Below are 19,479 nucleotides of genomic sequence, written 5' to 3'. Positions count from 1 at the left end.
GTATCAAAATTAATATGAATGTATCTTGATTCTAATAACCGTAATCTTGGGTAAGATTGTAGTTATTCTGAATATATTCGAAGTAGATTGGCAGTAATTCTCTCTTATTAGCTTCGAAATACTGTGCATAACCCGCAGACGGATCATTTACATAGGTTGCTGTAATTCCTGATCTCCATGCAATAGATTTGTACCCCGCAGGTGTAGTAGCAGACTGATTAGGAAGATAAAATACCTGGCTTTTGTCTGTTCCTATTGTGTAAACGTCAATCGCACTTATGTTTTGCTGGGCCGTTTTTGTAGGATCGTAAACTGACGCTTTGTAATAGATATTCAGAGGTACATTAGCGTAAGCTCCTGTTCCGTTGATGAAGTTTGTCAGTTTCTGCTTAGTTTCAGCAATTTTGGTTGCTAATAAGTTCCAACGAATCAAATCGTATTTTCTCATTCCTTCAGAGCCTAGCTCTAATAGTCTTTCTTGTACGATTGCATTAAAGAAACCTACTTTATCAGAAGGAATAGCTCCTACTTGACCAAGATTTCCTGCATATGCTCTGTTTCTTACAGCTAATAAAGCATTTTTAGCTTCCTGAGAAGGTGCTCCGTTGATTTCGTTATCAGCTTCAGCAAACATGAGCATTACATCAGACAGACGGATTAAAGGCCAGTCAACTGCAAGTGTTTGAGAAGGTCCTGTAATACTAGTCCAAGATTTTCTGTATTTAGAATCAGTCCAAGCGTTTGAAGCGGCCAACTCGGCCTGATTCGTAGCATTTACTGTGAAGATTCCTACGTTCATATCTCTTCTTAGATCATATTTTGTAAACTCATAGAAGTATGTTGGCAACGCATTGATACCTCCGCCTCCTTTCCAGTTAGAGTTGTCATGATGTTTAAGACCGTTGTAGTATCCGATTTTAGAGTCTGTTCTGGTACCACCACCGAAAGCTCCAACTGAGAAAATAACTTCATTCGTAGCATCCTGAGCGTTGGTATGCAAAGCTCTAAATACATTTTCATAACTAGGATTAAGACTATGCTCACCACTATGATTCATAATGTCTTTACATTCGTCTAAAGCAATTTGATAGTATTTCTGAGGGTTTGATCCCTGAGCCATGATCTGAGGGCTTCTTCTTAAAGAGTACCCTGCTCTTGCCAAGGCAATTCTAGCTCTAAGACCTTTTACTGCTCCTTTAGAAATCCTGTTGCTGGTAGTTCCACCTTCAGATCTCCACGGAACTAATGTCGCTGCTTTCTCAAGATCAACGATCATCTGATCATAAATGATGTCTCTGTCAGTTTTTGGCTGGTTTTGCTCTGCAACATCAGAAGCCGGAACTAAGTAGAAAGGTACATCTCCCCAGTTTCTAATAAGTTCATAGTAATACTGTGCTCTAAGGGTTAACGCCTCACCCAAGTATCTGTCCATAAGTTTTTTATCTTCTGCAGATCCGCTTTGCATCACTGGAGATAAAGGGATGTTTTTGATCACAAGGTTTGCACGCTCAATTCCTGTATACAGTTTTGAGAAAGGACCATTCAATTCTGTATTGGTAGTACATGCGCCAAAAGTGGCTACACCTCTTCTATCATTACAGTTATAGCTTCCTGAAGTTCTGAAGTCATCTCCGGATTGAGTGATAATTAAAGATAATCTCTGGCCGTAACCGTCATCTCCACCCAGTTGCGCGTAGACCCCAATTAATGCTGAAAATGTATCTGCAGTACTGTCAAACTGTTGTGCTTCGGAGATACTTGAAAGGTTTTCGGGCTCAAGAAAGTCACTGCACGAACTTGCAGAACTCACAAAAAGAGCGCCTGCAAGAAAAGATAAAATAAGTATTGATTTGTTTTTTTTCATGATAATAAATTTTAGAATGTGATATCTACACCAGTTACGAAAAATCTGCTTCGAGGGTAGGCAGAATAATCAACTCCCGGGGTCAAAGGATTTCTTCTTGTACTGGCTTCGGGATCATAACCTGAGTATTTTGTAATTACAAATACGTTGTTTACCGTCGCATACAATCTGAAATTTTTAACACCTACAGCATCCAAAGATCCTTTTGGTAATGTAAATCCTAAAGTTACGTTGTTTAATCTTAGGAAAGAACCGTCTTCAATTCCGTAAGAATGTAAAATATATTGTCCAGTTGGTGGCGTCCACATTGTCGTATTTGCGTTCAATGCTGCTAGCGCAGTAGGGTCGTTTACTTTAACACCATTGTTATCAAACCATCTCCATCTGTCTGCCACTTCTGCGGCCATGTTATTGTCTCTGTATAGATATTGAGTAGTATTCTCAATTTTATTTGCGTTATAAACTTTGTTTCCTACTGAGAAATTGAAGAATAAACTCATATCAAAGTTTTTGTAACGGAAAGTTTGGTTGAAACCTCCGTAAAATTTAGGCTGAGCACTTCCCAGTTCCTGTCTGTCTGCATCAGTAATCTGTCCGTCGCCATTTAAATCTTTTAATTTAAGATCTCCAGGCTGAACAGCTTTTGCTCCTAATGCTATAGCACTGCTACTAGGAATACCGGCCTTTAAGGTATAAACCTGCGTTGCAGCATTATAATCGAAATCGCTCACCTCGTATCTTCCTTCTGTCACATAACCGTAATAAGTACCAACAGAGCTTCCTACTTTAGCGATAAAGTCAAATCCTCCGATACCTCCTGACTGTACCAGATAAGAATCTTGTCCCGGACGAACACCGCTTCCTAAACTTAGAATCTTGTTTCTGTTGGCAGAAAGGTTAATGTCTGTTTTCCATGTGAAGTCTTCTTTGTTGACGATAACTCCTCCAAGCGTAAATTCTAAACCTTTGTTTTGAGTTTTACCAGAATTTTGGAACTGGTTTGAATATCCAGGAAAAGGAACTTTCGCTAAAACCAACAAATCTTTTGTGTCAGTAATATATCCGTCAACACTACCATATAGTCTGCTGTTAAAAAATTCGAAATCAATACCTGCATTTTTAGATACAGTAGCTTCCCATTTTACATTAGGATTTGCCTGTGTCGTAGAAATTGCAGCACCTGGGGTCACTGAAGTTCCGAATACATAACCGTTGTTTGCACTTACGTTATAGAAGTTTGCCCAAAGGTAAGAAGTAATTCTGTTGTTCCCAGAAAGACCGTAACCAACACGTAGTTTTAATTCGTCTAACCAGTTAACATCTTTAAGGAAATTTTCCTCTTTAATTTTCCAAGCTAGGGAAGCTGCAGGGAAATATCCCCACTGGTTTCCTTTCATGAAAACGTTAGATCCATCAGCTCTTACTGATGCTGTAAGGATATATTTATTATCAAAGATATAGTTTAAACGTCCGAAGAATGAAGCTAAACGATCCGGTGCTAATGCTGCAGTTCTTGCTGCATCCTGAATTAATCCAGCGGGTGGAGTAGCAGCCGCAATGTTTGCAAATGCTTCTTCAGGCAGAATAGATTTTGGGAACCATTTTACATATGTATTGCTAGATTCACCATCTGTCTGAATTGTTTCCTGACCCAATAAAATATCTAATTTATGCTTACCGAATTTTTTGGTATAGTTTAAGGTATTGGTGTTGGTAATTCTTCGTGACTGAGATCTGTCTAACTGTACAATTGGCATATCAGCATTGGCTCTTGCCTGTGAAGTTACTGTACCCCAAAACTGATTGGTGATAATATCTCTCTGTACATAACCGATAACACTTCTAAAAGTAATGTCTTTTGATATGTTCCAGTTGATGTAACCGTTTAATAACAAATCGTTTGATCTGTTGTCTCTTACTTCATTCTCATTTAAGATCAACGGATTTACCAAGTTGGTATTCGTAGCGTAGTTAGGATCAAAATCATCCACAGGAATATTAGAGCCTCCTTCGAAAGGCTGATATCTTACAGCATTTCTTAATCTGTTATTACTCTGAGATCCTGAGCTCGATGTACCTACCCCATTGATTAATGATCTGCTGTATCTTGCATTAAATCCGATCTTTAATTTTTTGCTGATGTCGTAATCGTATTTAAAGTTGACCATGCTTCTCTTAAATCCTGAGTTGAGCATGATACCATCTTCATCCACATGGTTAAGTGTCAGCGCAAAAGCCGATTTTTCAGAACCACCGTTTACGGTAAGGTTATGCGTAAAGTTGAAAGCTTCTCTTCCGAATAACTCATCCTGCCAGTTTCTTTTTTTAACATTGCTGTATTTAGAGGCCAGTTCGTTATAGGTACCATATCGTGTTGCGAAAGCTGAAATGTCAGCATCTACTCCGTTTTTGTTGTACAACTCGTATTGGTACATTACAAAGTCGTAAGGATCAAGAACATCCAATGTATTCATGATTTTTCTTACACCGGTAAAACCGTTGTAATTGATGGTGGTCATCGCTCTTTTACGGCCACTTTTTGTGGTGATCAAAACTACACCGTTTGCTCCTCTGGAACCATAGATAGAAGTAGAAGAAGCATCTTTCAATACTTCAATAGATTCAATTTCTTTCGGAGTTAATAGAGACATTGCATTATCCATTTGCACACCGTCTACAATATAAAGCGGGGCATTACTTCCTGTGATAGATGTACCACCTCTCACTTTGATATCCACTTCTGCACCTGGTGAACCTTCACTGGTCTGCACCTGCACTCCGGCTAATCTGCCCTGAATGGCTTCAGCAGCACTGTTTACCGGCATATCTTTTAGAGCTTCAGCTTTTACAGATGATACAGCGTTGGTAACATCTTTTTTAGAGACCTTGGTATAACCTACCAAAACCACTTCGTCAATATTGGTTTCTTTTTCTTTGCCTTTTTCCTGCGCCAAGCCAAGTACCGGAAGCAGAAAGACAGATAGATATAACCACTTAATTGATTGTACTTTTTTATTCATTATTATATCCTTATATAGTTTTTAAAGTGTAGCCAAAAAGTGTTTTGAAGACCTTCCGCTTAGTTTTTTGTGGATTTTAAGTACTCTGTTTGATTTTATGTCTTATTTTACGCGGTTCTTGTGCAATCGATTGCGTAATTTTTCACAACACATTATTATCGTGGCTTCTAAACTAATATTATTTTCCAATACACAAAGAAAAAAATATTATTTTTTCATTAACTTACATCTTTAAAATGTTTAAAAAAAGAAAATATTAAGCATTGAATTTTATTTAACTTGTTGATTTTAAATTGTTTATTTCTTTTGTCTGAATTTATTTAAATATTAAAAAAAATGTAAAATTATATAGTTTTTGAGGGATGAAATTCCTGAAAATGGTATAAAAACTGCCGTAATTTCGAATCAAAAAATTCCCAAATGATGTAGTCAAGCTTGAGGTTTATGAAAATTTATGTGATTTTTATCAGTTTTTCACTTGGAAAAAAAATGACTGTTTTCTAATTGACATTAAATTGTCATAATTTAACATTGCAATAGAATTTTTTTCATTCTATTATTACTTATTGATATGAGTGATATCATAATCATATTTTGTGGCATGATTTTTATTTTGCACATCGTTTAAACTTAATTTCGTTAAAAATCTTACGAATAAAATTCTTAAAATTTCTTAATTTTTTTTATAATATCTATTTTATTTAATTGAAATTCAATGTGATATAAATTTAGATGAATTTTTTGTTAACGGAATACATATTATCTATATATTTATCGACAAGTATTTCTGTACAATTTAAGTGTAATTTAATGCAATCGATTACGCAATGTTTAACAGGTTTTTAGAAACCGTAATTTAAGTTTAAAATCTAGAGTATGACAAAATCGGAATTTCGATACGCCCACCATCCCGAAGATGTAAAAAAATATACAACTGAAGACCTGAGAAGGGAGTTTCTTATCAATGATTTATTTAATGAAGATCAGATCAATGTAGTGTATTCTATGTACGACAGAATGATCGTAGGAGGTGTAATGCCTGTAAACAGCGCATTGAAACTTGAACCTACTGATGATCTGAAGGCAGAAAACTTTCTTGACAGAAGAGAATTGGGAATCATCAACGTGGGCGCTGCCGGAAAGGTAACCGTTGACGGAGAGATTTTCGAGCTTGGAAATAAGGAAGCTTTATATATAGGAAAAGGGGCAAAAGATGTTGTTTTTGAAAACGGAAATGAGGGTCAGACCTTATTCTATTTTAACTCAGCTCCTGCACACCATACTTTCCCTACAAAGAAAATCACCAAAAATGAAGCCGAAATTGTAGAACTAGGAGAAGCGAAATACGCTAACAGACGTACGATTAACAAATTGATTGTCAACAGTGTATTGGAAACCTGCCAATTGCAAATGGGTATGACAGAGTTGCATGAAGGAAGTGTTTGGAACACCATGCCTTCTCACACGCATACCAGAAGAATGGAAGCTTATTTTTACTTTGATCTTGAAGAAGGGCAGGCGGTAAGCCATTTTCTTGGCCAGCCGAACGAGACCCGTCATATCTTTATGAAAAACAATGAAGCAGTCTTGTCTCCGGAATGGTCTATTCACTCAGGAGTTGGTACTTCCAACTACACCTTTATCTGGGGAATGGCAGGAGAAAATATGGATTATGGCGACATGGATGCTGTTAAAACTAACGAACTAAAGTAATTTTTTCTACATGAATTTATTCGATTTATCCGGAAAAGTAGCCGTAGTAACCGGCGGTACTCACGGATTAGGAATGGCAATGGCTGAAGGTCTTGCCTCCGCTGGTGCTGAACTGGCAATCACAAGTACAACTCCCTCTAAATTAGATGAAGCCTTGGAATATTATCACAGTAAAGGATATAGTGCTACAGGATATCTTTTTGATGTGACAGATGAACGTGAAGCCGCTCAGAAAGTATCATTAATGCTTGCTACACATGGGAAAATAGACATTCTGGTCAATAATGCGGGAATCATCAAACGTGTTCCGGCTTTAGAGATGGATGTTGCAGACTTTAGAAAAGTAATCGATGTAGATCTTACCGGTCCTTTCATAATGTCTCAACTGGTTGGGAAACACATGATCAAAAGACAGTCTGGTAAAATCATTAATATCTGCTCTATGATGAGTGAGCTTGGCCGTGATAATGTAGTGGCGTATGCTTCTGCAAAAGGCGGACTGAAAATGCTGACCAAAAATTTAGCAACAGAATGGGCGAAACACAATATTCAGGTGAACGGTATCGGTCCCGGATATTTTGCAACGACTCAGACAGAACCAATCAGAGTAGACGGACATCCGTTTAACGATTTTATCATCAGCAGAACTCCGGAAGGAAGATGGGGAAATCCCGAAGATCTTGCAGGAACGGCTATTTTCTTAGCTTCAGATGCAAGTAAATTTATCAACGGACACATTATTTATGTGGATGGAGGTATTTTGGCCACCATCGGGAAACCTGCTAATGAATAACACAAGAATTTTACAGAAATGAAATCTTTTATTACAGATAACTTTTTATTACAAAATAAATACGCGGAAGAATTATACTTCAATTTTGCGGAAAAACAACCGATCATTGATTATCATAATCATTTGATTCCAAAAGATATCGCTGAGGATACGGTTTTCGAAAATATTTCTAAAGTTTGGATTGCAGGTGACCATTACAAATGGCGTGCAATGCGTACAATGGGCGTGAATGAAAGATTCATCACGGGTGACGCTTCAGACAAAGAAAAATTCGAAGCTTGGGCAAAAACGGTTCCTTACACGTTGAGAAATCCTTTGTACCACTGGACGCATTTAGAACTGAAGCGTTATTTCGGAATTGATGAATTATTAAACGAAAAAAACGCATCAGATATTTACGACAACATTACGGCACAACTTCAGACTCCTGAAAAGTCGACAAGAGGTTTGCTTAAAATGATGAACGTAGAATCTTTGTGCACCACCGAAGATCCGATTGATGTTTTAAATTACCATCAGGATTTGGCGAAAAGCGATTTCAGCATTAAAGTAAGTACGGCTTTCCGTCCGGATAAAGCGATTTTAATTGAAAACCACAACTTCGCAGATTATATTTCTAAATTGGGCGAGTCGGCAGGAATTGAAATCAATTCTTACCAGACTTTGTGCGATGCGTTATTAAAAAGAGTAGAATATTTCCACGAAAACGGATGCAGATTATGCGACCACGGCCTGAACAATATTTCTTTCGAAGAAGCTACAGAAGCTGAAGTGAGTGCGATCTTCAATGATAAAATTTCAGGAAAAGTGATCGCTGAAAAGCAGGTGAATCAGTTCAAAACTGCTATTTTATTATTCTTAGGCGAAACATATCACAAATTCGGATGGGTTCAGCAGTTCCACTTGGGAGCTTTGAGAAACAACAACGAAAGAATGCACAGAATTTTAGGTCCTGATACAGGATGGGATTCTATCGGTGACTTCGTGCAGGCTGAAACTTTGTCTAAATTGTTAAACGCTTTAGATGGAAAAGACAAACTGACCAAAACAATACTATATAACTTAAATCCTGCCGATAACGAAATTTTCGCAACTATGATCGGGAATTTTAATGACGGCAGTATCAAAGGAAAAGTGCAGTTCGGTTCCGGATGGTGGTTTTTGGATCAGAAAGACGGAATGATCAAGCAGATGAATGCCCTCTCAAACATGGGATTGATCAGCTGTTTCGTAGGAATGTTGACAGATTCCAGAAGTTTCTTATCTTACCCGAGACATGAATATTTCAGAAGAGTATTGTGTAATCTTTTCGGAGAAGAAATGAAAAACGGCGAATTGCCGGACGACATGGAACTGATCGGGAAAACCATCTCCGACATCTGTTATCATAATGCTAAAAATTATTTCGATTTTTAAATTTCGAATTAAATAATAAAATTTGAACCATTAAGGATAATTAAGGAGTTAAGGTTTTTTAAGCATAAAATCTTAGATTTTATTAAGCAGACTGCTTAAAGCGAAGCTAAACTCAACTATTCTCAACTCCTTAATAAATCTTAATGGTTTAAAAAAATAATAATTTACCTATCTGCAATTTTTCTAAACTTGAAAAGTCTTTGTGAGCTTGGCTGAGTAGAACGCCTTTGCGAACTTAAAAATATACATCGGGTTTAAAAAAGAAAATCTTAGCGCACTTTGCGTTAAAGTAACAGCAGATATTAAACAGAGTATTTATTAAAATATGGCTAGCAAAATACTTACTTTCGGTGAAGTAATCATGAGGCTTTCACCTCCCGGAAACAAAACAATGAAACAGAGCCACGAGATGGAATTCTTTTTCGGCGGAACTGAGCTCAACGTAGCTTCTTCATTGGCGACGATGGGTTGCAACGTGACGCATATCAGCAATGTTTCTGATGATTTTGTGGGAGAATCTGCACTGTCTTTCATCAAAAGTTTTGGGATCGATACGACTTTCATCAATAAAAATGAACATCCTTTAGGTTTGTATTTCCTTGAAGTTGGTGCATCTGTTCGTGCGAGCAGAATTGCGTACAACAGACTGAATGGTTCTTTTGCGAACATCAAACCCGAGCAGGTTGACTGGAAAAAAGCTTTTGAAGGTTGTGACTATTTCCACTGGACAGGCATCAGCCCTGGAATATCTGAAGGTGCTTACGAAACTTTGAAAGAAGGTTTGTTGACTGCCAGAGAAATGGGAATTGAAGTGACCACTGATCCGGCTTACCGTTCCAACCTTTGGAAATATGGTAAAAACGGAAATGAGGTTTTAAAAGAACTGGTTTCTTACTCAACGATTTTCATCGGTGGGGTAAATGAGATCAATGAAATTTTGGGAACTCAGTTTTCATCAGATCAGCAAGGTTTCATGGAAGCTTGTGAAGAATTAAAAAAACAGTGTCCATCCATCCATAAAATTTTCGACAAAATAAGAATCGGTGTTACGGCAAGTTCTCAGCAAACGCAGGGAAGAGCTTTGATTAACGGGAATTATTTTGAAACTAGATTTTTAGAAATAGACCAAGTTGTAGACAGAATCGGGACGGGAGATGCTTTTGCTGCAGGTCTGATTTATGGGTTATTAAACTTCGATGACGAAAAAGCTTTAAATTTTGCCAACGCAGCCTGTGCCATCAAACACACCATTTTAGGAGATATCAATTACTGCAGCGCAGAAGATATCCTCGAAGTAATGGCTGGAAACTCAGGAGGAAGAATCAAGAGGTAGTTTTTTGCTTTTGGCTGTTAGCTTTGTTAGTAGGCTCAAGAAGTTTTCAAAATAAAAGAAGTCATCATATTTAAAATTTAATGATTGTTTTTTTAACGAAGCGGCTTTGTGAAACTAAAAAACAGTTAGCAGAAAAAAAACTTTGTAAACTCTGTGTTCAAAAAAATCAAGCTAATAAAGTCCTTGAAGGGACAGCACACCAAAGGATGGATAAACCTCCATCAAAGATTATTTTCAACAAAATAATTAAAACAAAATGACAAAAATTCAATTAGTTACAAACACCATTATTGATCAGGGAGCTTTGCCTCTGTATTACAATGCTGATGAAACGGTAACTTTAGAGATATTGAGATCGCTTTACAAAGCAGGAATCCGTGCGGTAGAATATACCAGCCGTGGAGAAGCTGCATTGAGCAATTTCACAAAAATGATAGAAGTACGTAATGCAGAAATGCCTGGAATGCTTCTTGGAATCGGTACCATTAAAAATGTACAGCAAGCTGAAGAATATTATAAAGCAGGTGCGGATTTCTTTATCAGTCCGGGTTTTGTGACGGAAGTTGCAGCATTTTTAATTCCAAAAGATCTGTTGTACAGCCCGGGCTGTATGACTCCGACTGAAATTATTGAGGCTGAAACGGCAGGGGTAACTTTCATTAAATTATTCCCGGGGAACGCTTTAGGACCAGGATTTATGAGTGCCATCAAAGATGTTTTCCCGAATCTGAAATTTATGCCGACCGGAGGAGTTGATACTACGAAGGAAAGCATTGAAAGCTGGTTTAAGGCCGGAGTTTCTGCAGTAGGAATGGGAAGCAAGCTGGTAAGCAAAGAATTGATGCTTGCGAAAGACTATGCGACAATAGAAATTGAAACCAAAAAAGTGCTGGATATCATTCAGACTTTAAAATAAATACATTAACTATGAGTTCAGTTAAATCTCTTAAGCCGACACAATATAGGTGGACGATCTGTCTTCTTTTATTTCTCGCAACAACGATCAATTATCTGGATCGTCAGGTTTTATCTTTGACGTGGAAAGATTTTATCGCACCGGAATTTCACTGGAATAACAACGATTACGGAAATATCACCGCGTTATTCTCCATATTTTATGCAGTGGGAATGCTTTTCGCAGGAAAATTTGTGGACTGGATGGATACTAAAAAAGGTTTCCTTTGGGCAATCGGAGTTTGGTCTGTGGGTGCAGTTTTACACGCATTCTGTGGAATCGCAACCTCAGGAATCCTTACCGGAAACTGGGCAGCTGGTTTTCATGGTTCTAAGGAATTGATCGGAACAGTTTCAAACACTTCTGCAATCATCAGCACGAGTGTAACTTTATTCATATTTGCACGTTTTGTATTGGCGATTGGTGAGGCAGGAAATTTCCCTGCAGCAATAAAAACAACAGCGGAATATTTCCCTAAAAAAGACAGAGCATTTTCTACAAGTATCTGGAACGCAGGAGCGACGGTTGGAGCTCTGGCAGCACCGCTTACCATACCTTTTATTGCAAAATCAATGGGTTGGGAATGGGCATTTATCATCATCGGTGCTTTAGGATTTGTATGGATGGGACTTTGGGTATTCGTTTACAAAAAGCCACATTTACACAAGAGAGTTAACGAGCACGAACTAACGTATATCAATCAGGATCAGGACGATCTTCCGAATGAAGACACTTCAGTTCCTGAAAAAGTATTTACTTTTAAAGAATGTTTCAGCTACAGACAGACCTGGGCTTTTGCTTTCGGAAAGTTCATGACAGACGGTGTTTGGTGGTTCTTCTTATTCTGGACTCCGGCCTATTTAAGTTCAGTTTACGGAATGGATTCAACTGAAAGTGCACTTCCATTATTCGTTTTATACATGATTACTTTGCTGTCGATTATCGGTGGATGGCTTCCAAAATATTTTGTTGAAAAGAAGGGAATGAACGCTTACACTGGAAGAATGAAAGCAATGTTAATTTTCGCATTTTTTCCTTTGCTGGCATTATTAGCACAACCATTAGGAACAGCAACCTATTGGATTCCGGTTTTAATCATCGGAGTTGCAGGAGCAGCACACCAGGCATGGTCTGCGAATATCTTCTCAACTGTAGGAGATATGTTCCCGAAAAAAGCCATCGCAACCATCACAGGAATTGGCGGAATGGCAGGAGGAATCGGATCGTTTATCATTAATAAATCTTCAGGAGTTTTATTTGATCACGCACACAAAGCATGGTCAACCGTAGACGGAGTTCCTTTGCTGGAAAAATATCCTCAATACGTTAACGATCGTTTGCCGGATGGATTCTTTGAGCAACTGGAAAAATCAGGAGCCGTAGTTTCAGACGGTATCGACAAAGGATACATGATTATTTTCTCCATCTGTGCAGTCGCTTATCTGATCGCATGGACAGTAATGAAAATGTTGGTTCCTAAGTATAAAGTAATCAGTAAGTAGAAATTCTAATGGTCTTTTTCTTTACCCCAACCCTAAAGGGAGGAAAAATTCCATTAGAATTTCATCAAAATTAACACCCTCTAAGGTCGGGGTAAATTAATTTTTTATGAAATTTTAGACAGACTCTTCATAGTCCAAACAAAAACTTTGAGTTCTTTGCTAAGTAGAACGCCTTTGCGAACATCAAGCATTAAAGAAAATCTTAGCGGACTTTGCGTTTGAAAACAGCATTCCGCATAAGGATTTAGCAGAATTAAAAACACAATTTAATTCAAATTAGAAAAATGGAAAATCAGACAAAACAACAGTTAAACCGTCAAAACAGCGGTATAGATACAAAATTACCAATCAAAATCGTACAGTTCGGGGGAGGAAACTTCATGCGCGGATTTACAGATTATGTGATCGATAAATTAAATAAAGAAGCAGATTTCAATGCGGGAATTGTCAACATTCAGCCAACTCCAAACGGGTCAGTTCACAAACTTGAAGAACAGGGGAATCTGTACACTCTGTTTTCAAGAGGAATTAAAAAAGGAGAAATCATCGATGAGAAATGTGTGATTTCAGCGATTCAGAAATCGATTAATCCTTATGCAGATTACAACAGTTTCGTTGAATTGGCAAAAGAAGAAGAGCTTGAATTTGTTTTTTCAAATACAACTGAAACAGGAATTGCCTACGATGAAACAGAAAATACTTACGAAGGTCCGCACAAAAATTTCCCAGCGAAAGTAGCGGTTTTGCTTCACGAAAGATATAAGCATTTCAATGGAGCGGCAGACAAAGGTCTAAGAATTATTCCCTGCGAGCTGATCGAAGAAAATGCAATTGTTTTAAAAGGAATTATTTTAAAATATGCCCAACTTTGGAATTTAGAAGAAGGTTTTGCGCAATGGATTGAAAAGAGCAATCACTTCCACAATACTTTGGTCGACAGAATTGTTCCGGGTTACCCGAAAGATGATGCGGCGACGTATGAAGACCAGTTGGATTATGAAGATCCGATGATGGTGGTGTCAGAAACATTCCTTTTATGGGTAATTCAGGGAGGTGAAGATTTGAAAAATAGAATTCCTTTCGATCAGATCAACGAACAGATTTTGGTGGTGGATGATATTCAGCCTTACCGTTTGAGAAAAGTGAGAATCCTCAATGGTGGACATACGTTGATGTTGGCTCCGGCAATTTTAGCAGGAAAAGAAATCGTAAAAGAAGCGATCGATGACCAGTTTATCGGAACTTTTTTAAGTGAATCGATATTTAATGAAGTCAATCAGACTTTAGGTTTAGATGAAACTGAACTGAAGGAATTTGCGGAAGAAGTGTTCGACAGATTCAGAAATCCTTTTATCAAACATCATTTGGCGAGCATCGCTTTATATTTTGTTTCTAAATTTAAAGTGAGAGTCGTTCCAAGTTTATTAACCTATGTTGAAAGAAATAACAAACTTCCGTTGAACTTAACGTTCTCTATGGCAAGTTTAATCAGATTCTATCAGGGAAGTTTTGGTGAAAAATCTCTTCCTCTGAATGACGAAGAAGCTATCGTAAACAGATTCAGAGAAATCTGGAAAAACGAAGATTACGAAATAGTTTCCGAACAGGCATTAAGCGAAAAGCTGTTCTGGGATACCGACCTTACACAGGTAGAAGGTCTGAAAGCCGCAGTAGCTAAAGCATTGTACGAAATCGACCACAATGAAATGGAAACTGCTTACAAAAATTTTATTCAATTTTATTCTTAAACAATCATGCAGAAGAAAGTACTGAAAGTAAATCCCAAAGACAACGTTATTGTAGCGTTGATGGATTTGCCTGCCGGAGAATCGGTGCACTTAGACGGTACAGATTATACGATTCTTAAAGATATTAAAGCAAAACATAAATTCGCTGCCGTAGATTTTGAGGATGGCGACCATATTTTAATGTATGGCGTAATCGTTGGGAAAGCCAACCAATCGATCAGACAGGGCGAAGTGATTACCACCGAAAACGTAAAGCACAAGAGTGCAAAAGTGGTCGGCAAAACCGATACTTTGGGCTGGACTCCACCCAATGTTGACAAGTGGAAAGACCGTACGTTCATGGGCTACCACCGTGAAGACGGACAGGTAGGAACAGAAAACGTCTGGCTGTTTTTCCCGTTGGTATTCTGCGAAAACAAGAATATCGAAACACTGAAAGATATTTTCGAAAAAGAATTACTTCACGATAAAGCCAGCAAACACCAATTGTTACTTCGTTCTTTACTGAACGGCGGTGCAACCGCAGATGTTGCGGTGGAAGAGGAAGAACCGGATACGAGAGTCTTTAAAAATATCGACGTTAGATTCATCACGCACCAGGGCGGTTGTGGCGGAATCCGTCAGGATGCTGAAGCATTGGGAAGACTGTTTGCAGGATATGTCAACAACCCCAATGTTGCCGGAGCTACGGTTCTCAGCTTAGGGTGTCAGAATCTTCAGGTGCAGATTTTCATGGATTCACTGCATGCACTGGCTCCAGATAACAAAAAACCAATCGTCGTTTACGAACAGCAAAAATCGGGTACCATCGATGAAATGCTGACCGGCGTGATCAAAGATTCTTATGAAGGCATTAAGAAAGCCAACGAAATAGAGAGGAAACCTGCATCCATCACCAAACTGAATATTGGGTTGGAATGTGGCGGCTCAGACGGTTTTTCAGGAATTTCTGCCAACCCTGTTTTGGGCGAAGTTTCAGATATTATGGCGGCAGTCGGCGGAACAACCATGCTGGCCGAATTCCCTGAATTGTGTGGAGTAGAGCAGGAGTTGGTCAACCGTTGCATCAACGATGAAGACGGTGTAAAATTCCTGAAACTGATGAAAGATTTTGAAGCCTCTGTGGTTGCGGCAGGATCAGGATTTGATATGAATCCGTCTCCCGGAAACATCAAAGACGGTTTGATTACCGATGCCATGAAATCTGCAGGAGCCTCTAAAAAAGGAGGAGCCGCCCCAATCGTAGAAGTTCTTGATTTTACAGAATACGCCACAAAACCAGGTCTTAACCTATTGTGTACTCCCGGAAATGATGCCGAATGTACCACGGCTTTAGTTGGTTCTGGTGCAACAGTGGTGCTTTTCACCACAGGTCTTGGAACTCCGATGGGAAATCCTATTTCACCGGTTGTAAAGATTTCTTCCAACACGGTTTTGGCAGAAAAAATGTCAGATATTATTGATTTCAATGCAGGTACAGTAATCAGCGGAGAAAAAACAATTCCCGAAGCGGCAGACGAACTTCTGGAACTCATCATCAACGTAGCCAGCGGCGAAGTAAAAACCAAGGCTGACGTTTTGAATCAGAATGATTTCATTCCATGGAGACGAGGAGTCTCTCTGTAGTGGGTTAATTATATTAAATATTAGGGTTGAAAATGCTTCTTGCTTCGGTGGGGAGCATTTTCTTTTTTATTGATAGCGCGGATTTGCAATCCGTGCTTATTTAAACTTACAATAAGTAACTACAACATTTTGATAACGTTACATTGCGTGTAAAGTCACGGATTGCAAATCCGCGACATCGGACAAATTTTGGCACTGCCGAAATAGTTATGCTTGGTTCTATCTACTCTTCAATAATTTTTGATTTTATTTTCCAAATTTTGCCTAGTTCACTTAATAAACCGATATTTAGAATATTAAATTTTTCAAGGGGTCCATAATAATGTTCATTATTAATATTATTCAAACATTGATTTATTATGCACTGATTATTTAATGCTATTATTTCTAATGTATCTTTTTGTTTTATTTGTTTTGTGGGAATTAAAATTTTAGACTTGGTGTTTATTTTTTTTCTTTCTCTTTCCAATCCAACATATATTGATTTCTGTTTTTTAAATTCTAAATTTGAAGCAGCTGCAAAGTCATAGAATTGTTTGTCCAGACAATGATAATTTTGATTAATAAATGCAAAATGTTTACTTGTGTGAATGTATAGTAATTTGACCCATTTTTGTTCATCTTCCCTGATGTCGCGGATTTGCAATCCGTGACGACAACACACAACAGATCACCCCATAAAAACCACAAAAACATCTAAAGCATTGTCTAATTCTGCGTAATTTCTGGCACTGCTGAAATAGTAATGCTCAGGTTCTGCCACTATTTTCTGTTTTACGGGATTTTGGTGAATATAATTGATCTTTTATTTAATCCATTTATTTGAAAAAATTTCTTCAGCATGATAGCCATCTTGCCAAACTTTAAACTTTTGCTCTCTGGTTAAATGCTCACAGGATTTTTGAAAATATTGCAGCATCCATTCCTTTCTGCTTTCAGGTTCAGACTCTATGGTTTCGATTATTTTTTTTGAAGTAAATTTTTTAAAATCTCTCATGATTTCAGATACAGTGTATCTACCATCTGCCCGACAAAATAAATGAAGATGATTTGACATTAAGCAATATGCAAAAATGGAAAGGCCTTTCTGAGTTTGACAGTATTTTAAAGAATCTATGATTACCATTTTTTGCGATAATCTTGTAAATACATCAACCCAGCCTACCGTTGTAATCGTAATAAATTAAGCTTGATCAATATCTAAAGCTTTGTATTTTGTAGACATCTGTGTTTTTATTTAAAGGTACAAAATTTTATAATTGAATAAGTCACGGATTGTAAATCCGCGACATCAATATCCGCGACATCGGTGTCTTAATTTGTAACAGATGTTATTTGCTGTAGTTCTAATAGATGTTGTCTTCAAAAATTACTTTGACCTGTTAATCTCTTGACTTATTTTGCCATTAGTATCGTAGTAAATCCATCTGCCGATTTCTTTGTTATTTTGATATTGTCCACTAACTTTAAGTTTACTGTTTCTATAATATTCAGAATATTTTCCACATTTATTTTCAACTATTTCGCCTTCATTATCCACATCAACACAAATAAAATATCTTCTCTTAACCATTTTTATATTGTAATCATAAAATTCAAGTTCCTCTAAACAGTTACGGTAATTGTTACAATAAAGTACTCTTTTTATAATCTTATCATTAAAATCTCTAAAATCCAGATAGACCAATTTATTATTTTCATAGTATCTGTATTCCATACCATCATGGGACTTAAATTTGCCCCATCCAGTAAAGTCTTTACCTGTTTTTTCTACCACAACCCTAAAAAGATCATTATTTGCGTTATAATGTAATGATAAGAGGTTGTTCTCTATGGTATCCTTTTTCTGACTAAAAAAGAACATCGGGCACAATGTCATTATCAGTAAAAACTTCATACTTTATCTGATTATTTATTTAAATTAATAATTTAATCTTTATTAAGGTATTTAAAAGTATAAAATTTTATAATTGAAAAGTCACAGATTGCATATCCGCGACATCGTGCGTACTCGTCTTGAACTTGCGTAAGTTTTAGAATTTTTAGAGAGTATCAGTTATTTTTAGCCTTTCAGTTCCAAGTCTTGTCCCGAAGTTTCGGGATTGTTTCTTTTGTTTTAAGACAAAAGAAAATTAATAAAAGAAAAACTACTTTCTTTTCGAAGACTTCCTCACGCAAATCTGTGGCGCAAGCACTACCTTCTTCTCAATAGAAACACCTGAAGAACTATCTTTCACGTGATCTATAAAAACCTGTCCGGCCATATTTCCCATAAGCACCGGGGTTTGATCCATAGAACTCATCGGAAGCTCCATAAACTGAGTGAAAGGCTCATTGGAGAAACCGATTACGGCAACTTCCTGAGGAATTTTAATTTTTCGTTTTTTTAATTCCTGACAGGCGCCTAACGCCGCAAAATCACTGGCAGAAAATATTGCATCGGGAATTGATGGTCTGTCCCACAAAGTTTTTATCGCTTCAATTCCTGCATCAATAGAACTTCCTGTGGAGATGATATTTTCTTCTTTTACCTGAAATTTATGATCGATTAAGGCTTGTTTATATCCGTTCAGACGGTTTTGATAAATTTCCAGATTCAAATCTCCGGCAAAGTGACAAATGTTTTTATAGCCCTCATCAATCAGATGTTGTGTTGCCATATAACCACCACGGTAGTCATCAATGGTTACCGTACTGATTCCGGGGATGTCTTTTTTTCTGTCGAAAAATATAATGGGAGTATTGGTTGTATTTAAAATATGCTGAATGTGTTCCGTATCCACTGTGGTTCTGGAAACCGACATGAAAATCCCGTCTACCTGTGCATTGAGTAAAGTATTCAGGTGCTTTTTTTCAGTTAAAACATCTTCATGACTTTGGCAGATGATTACGTGATAGCCGTGAAGAGAAAGTTCCTCTTCAATTCCACGGATAACGGACGAGAAAAAGTTGGTATTGATATAAGGAACGATAATTCCTACGTTTTTGGTTTCCCCGCTTTTCAGAGCTTTGGCAAGATTATTCTGCTTATAGTTCATCTCTTTAGCAGTTTTAATCACCAAATCTTTTGTTGCCTGACTGATTCTCGGATTGTCATTCAATGCTCTGGAAACCGTTGCCACACTTACATTTAGCTTTCTGGAAATATCATAAATGGTGGCATTTTTCTTTGTCATAGGTATTCTGAACTAACGTTAAATTTCCTTCAATATTCCATTGTGGAATGCAGGTAAATTTAATCAAATTAACCGTATGTTAATGTGATAGTGATTAAATTTATCATTTAATTCATAAAATTATGAGTAATGAATAAGATTTTGTAGTGATCTGTCTTTTTGTATCGTAGTTTTACTACATGAAATCGTAGAATTACTACAATTTTCGAAATAATGATTAAAAAGTTTTAAAAATATTTTGGGTGTATTTATCTTTGAGTAAAGAAAAAAACATTTCACGAAAATTAACGATTAAAATTTATTTATTATGGCAGCAAATTCAAGAGGAATCTT

Annotated in this window: 13 protein-coding genes and 1 pseudogene; 8 read left to right on the top strand and 6 right to left on the bottom strand. The window is 37.3% G+C overall.

Features of this window, described 5'->3' with window-relative positions; all coding sequences use genetic code 11:
* Positions 1-31: 31 nt before the first annotated feature.
* The gene (locus AR685_RS15860) at positions 32-1,864 is read right to left on the bottom strand and encodes a RagB/SusD family nutrient uptake outer membrane protein (protein ID WP_059125157.1); all 1,833 of its coding nucleotides are present in this window, start codon (positions 1,862-1,864) and stop codon (positions 32-34) included.
* 11 nt (positions 1,865-1,875) lie between these two features.
* Positions 1,876-4,884: a SusC/RagA family TonB-linked outer membrane protein gene (locus AR685_RS15855; RefSeq protein WP_059125156.1), complete on the bottom strand. Its 3,009-nt coding sequence runs from the start codon at positions 4,882-4,884 to the stop codon at positions 1,876-1,878.
* 876 nt (positions 4,885-5,760) lie between these two features.
* Here AR685_RS15855 and kduI point away from each other — a divergent pair.
* The 8 genes from kduI to AR685_RS15810 all read left to right on the top strand — a co-directional run bounded on the left by kduI (position 5,761) and on the right by AR685_RS15810 (position 15,970).
* Entirely contained in the window at positions 5,761-6,597 is an 837-nt protein-coding gene (gene kduI / locus AR685_RS15850) for a 5-dehydro-4-deoxy-D-glucuronate isomerase (RefSeq protein WP_059125155.1), read from the top strand.
* 10 nt (positions 6,598-6,607) lie between these two features.
* Complete coding sequence (locus tag AR685_RS15845) at positions 6,608-7,390, top strand: gluconate 5-dehydrogenase (RefSeq protein ID WP_047442324.1); 783 nt, start codon at positions 6,608-6,610, stop codon at positions 7,388-7,390.
* Positions 7,391-7,408: 18 nt separating this feature from the next.
* The gene (gene uxaC / locus AR685_RS15840; RefSeq protein ID WP_059125154.1) at positions 7,409-8,806 is read left to right on the top strand and encodes a glucuronate isomerase; all 1,398 of its coding nucleotides are present in this window, start codon (positions 7,409-7,411) and stop codon (positions 8,804-8,806) included.
* A gap of 325 nt (positions 8,807-9,131) precedes the next feature.
* On the top strand, positions 9,132-10,139 hold the full coding sequence (locus AR685_RS15835; RefSeq protein WP_059125153.1) for a sugar kinase: 1,008 nt from the start codon (positions 9,132-9,134) through the stop codon (positions 10,137-10,139).
* Between the two features lie 256 nt (positions 10,140-10,395).
* The gene (locus tag AR685_RS15825; protein WP_059125151.1) at positions 10,396-11,055 is read left to right on the top strand and encodes a ketohydroxyglutarate aldolase; all 660 of its coding nucleotides are present in this window, start codon (positions 10,396-10,398) and stop codon (positions 11,053-11,055) included.
* Between the two features lie 11 nt (positions 11,056-11,066).
* Positions 11,067-12,596 carry an MFS transporter gene (locus AR685_RS15820; protein WP_047442320.1) on the top strand — a complete coding sequence of 510 codons (1,530 nt, stop codon included), beginning with the start codon at positions 11,067-11,069 and terminating at the stop codon, positions 12,594-12,596.
* A 284-nt stretch (positions 12,597-12,880) separates the two neighbouring features.
* Complete coding sequence (locus AR685_RS15815; protein ID WP_059125150.1) at positions 12,881-14,344, top strand: tagaturonate reductase; 1,464 nt, start codon at positions 12,881-12,883, stop codon at positions 14,342-14,344.
* A gap of 6 nt (positions 14,345-14,350) precedes the next feature.
* Positions 14,351-15,970 (top strand): UxaA family hydrolase, encoded by a 1,620-nt coding sequence (locus AR685_RS15810; RefSeq protein ID WP_059125149.1) that lies wholly within the window; start codon positions 14,351-14,353, stop codon positions 15,968-15,970.
* Between the two features lie 223 nt (positions 15,971-16,193).
* On the opposite strand, the gene AR685_RS15805 is transcribed toward AR685_RS15810, so the two are convergent.
* From AR685_RS15805 to AR685_RS15790, 4 genes and pseudogenes are all read right to left on the bottom strand, one after another.
* The gene (locus tag AR685_RS15805; protein ID WP_059125148.1) at positions 16,194-16,616 is read right to left on the bottom strand and encodes a hypothetical protein; all 423 of its coding nucleotides are present in this window, start codon (positions 16,614-16,616) and stop codon (positions 16,194-16,196) included.
* Between the two features lie 24 nt (positions 16,617-16,640).
* Positions 16,641-17,150: pseudogene (locus AR685_RS18395) on the bottom strand (REP-associated tyrosine transposase).
* Positions 17,151-17,339: 189 nt separating this feature from the next.
* Positions 17,340-17,867, bottom strand: coding sequence for a hypothetical protein (locus tag AR685_RS15795; protein WP_131777645.1), 528 nt, complete (start codon positions 17,865-17,867; stop codon positions 17,340-17,342).
* Between the two features lie 250 nt (positions 17,868-18,117).
* Complete coding sequence (locus tag AR685_RS15790; protein WP_047442315.1) at positions 18,118-19,146, bottom strand: LacI family DNA-binding transcriptional regulator; 1,029 nt, start codon at positions 19,144-19,146, stop codon at positions 18,118-18,120.
* Positions 19,147-19,479 lie beyond the last annotated feature (333 nt).

The sequence above is a fragment of the Chryseobacterium sp. JAH genome, assembly GCF_001507335.1.
Taxonomy (GTDB): Bacteria; Bacteroidota; Bacteroidia; order Flavobacteriales; family Weeksellaceae; genus Chryseobacterium.
Note: the sequence above shows the minus strand (reverse complement) of the source record. Positions and strands in the feature narration are given on the sequence as shown.

What these genes read in the sequence shown, in the direction of transcription:
- AR685_RS15860 (WP_059125157.1), bottom strand. Translation starts at nt 1,864, where the DNA reads ATGAAAAAAAACAAATCAATACTTATTTTATCTTTTCTTGCAGGCGCT.
- AR685_RS15855 (WP_059125156.1), bottom strand. Translation starts at nt 4,884, where the DNA reads ATGAATAAAAAAGTACAATCAATTAAGTGGTTATATCTATCTGTCTTT.
- kduI (WP_059125155.1), top strand. Translation starts at nt 5,761, where the DNA reads ATGACAAAATCGGAATTTCGATACGCCCACCATCCCGAAGATGTAAAA.
- AR685_RS15845 (WP_047442324.1), top strand. Translation starts at nt 6,608, where the DNA reads ATGAATTTATTCGATTTATCCGGAAAAGTAGCCGTAGTAACCGGCGGT.
- uxaC (WP_059125154.1), top strand. Translation starts at nt 7,409, where the DNA reads ATGAAATCTTTTATTACAGATAACTTTTTATTACAAAATAAATACGCG.
- AR685_RS15835 (WP_059125153.1), top strand. Translation starts at nt 9,132, where the DNA reads ATGGCTAGCAAAATACTTACTTTCGGTGAAGTAATCATGAGGCTTTCA.
- AR685_RS15825 (WP_059125151.1), top strand. Translation starts at nt 10,396, where the DNA reads ATGACAAAAATTCAATTAGTTACAAACACCATTATTGATCAGGGAGCT.
- AR685_RS15820 (WP_047442320.1), top strand. Translation starts at nt 11,067, where the DNA reads ATGAGTTCAGTTAAATCTCTTAAGCCGACACAATATAGGTGGACGATC.
- AR685_RS15815 (WP_059125150.1), top strand. Translation starts at nt 12,881, where the DNA reads ATGGAAAATCAGACAAAACAACAGTTAAACCGTCAAAACAGCGGTATA.
- AR685_RS15810 (WP_059125149.1), top strand. Translation starts at nt 14,351, where the DNA reads ATGCAGAAGAAAGTACTGAAAGTAAATCCCAAAGACAACGTTATTGTA.
- AR685_RS15795 (WP_131777645.1), bottom strand. Translation starts at nt 17,867, where the DNA reads ATGAAGTTTTTACTGATAATGACATTGTGCCCGATGTTCTTTTTTAGT.
- AR685_RS15790 (WP_047442315.1), bottom strand. Translation starts at nt 19,146, where the DNA reads ATGACAAAGAAAAATGCCACCATTTATGATATTTCCAGAAAGCTAAAT.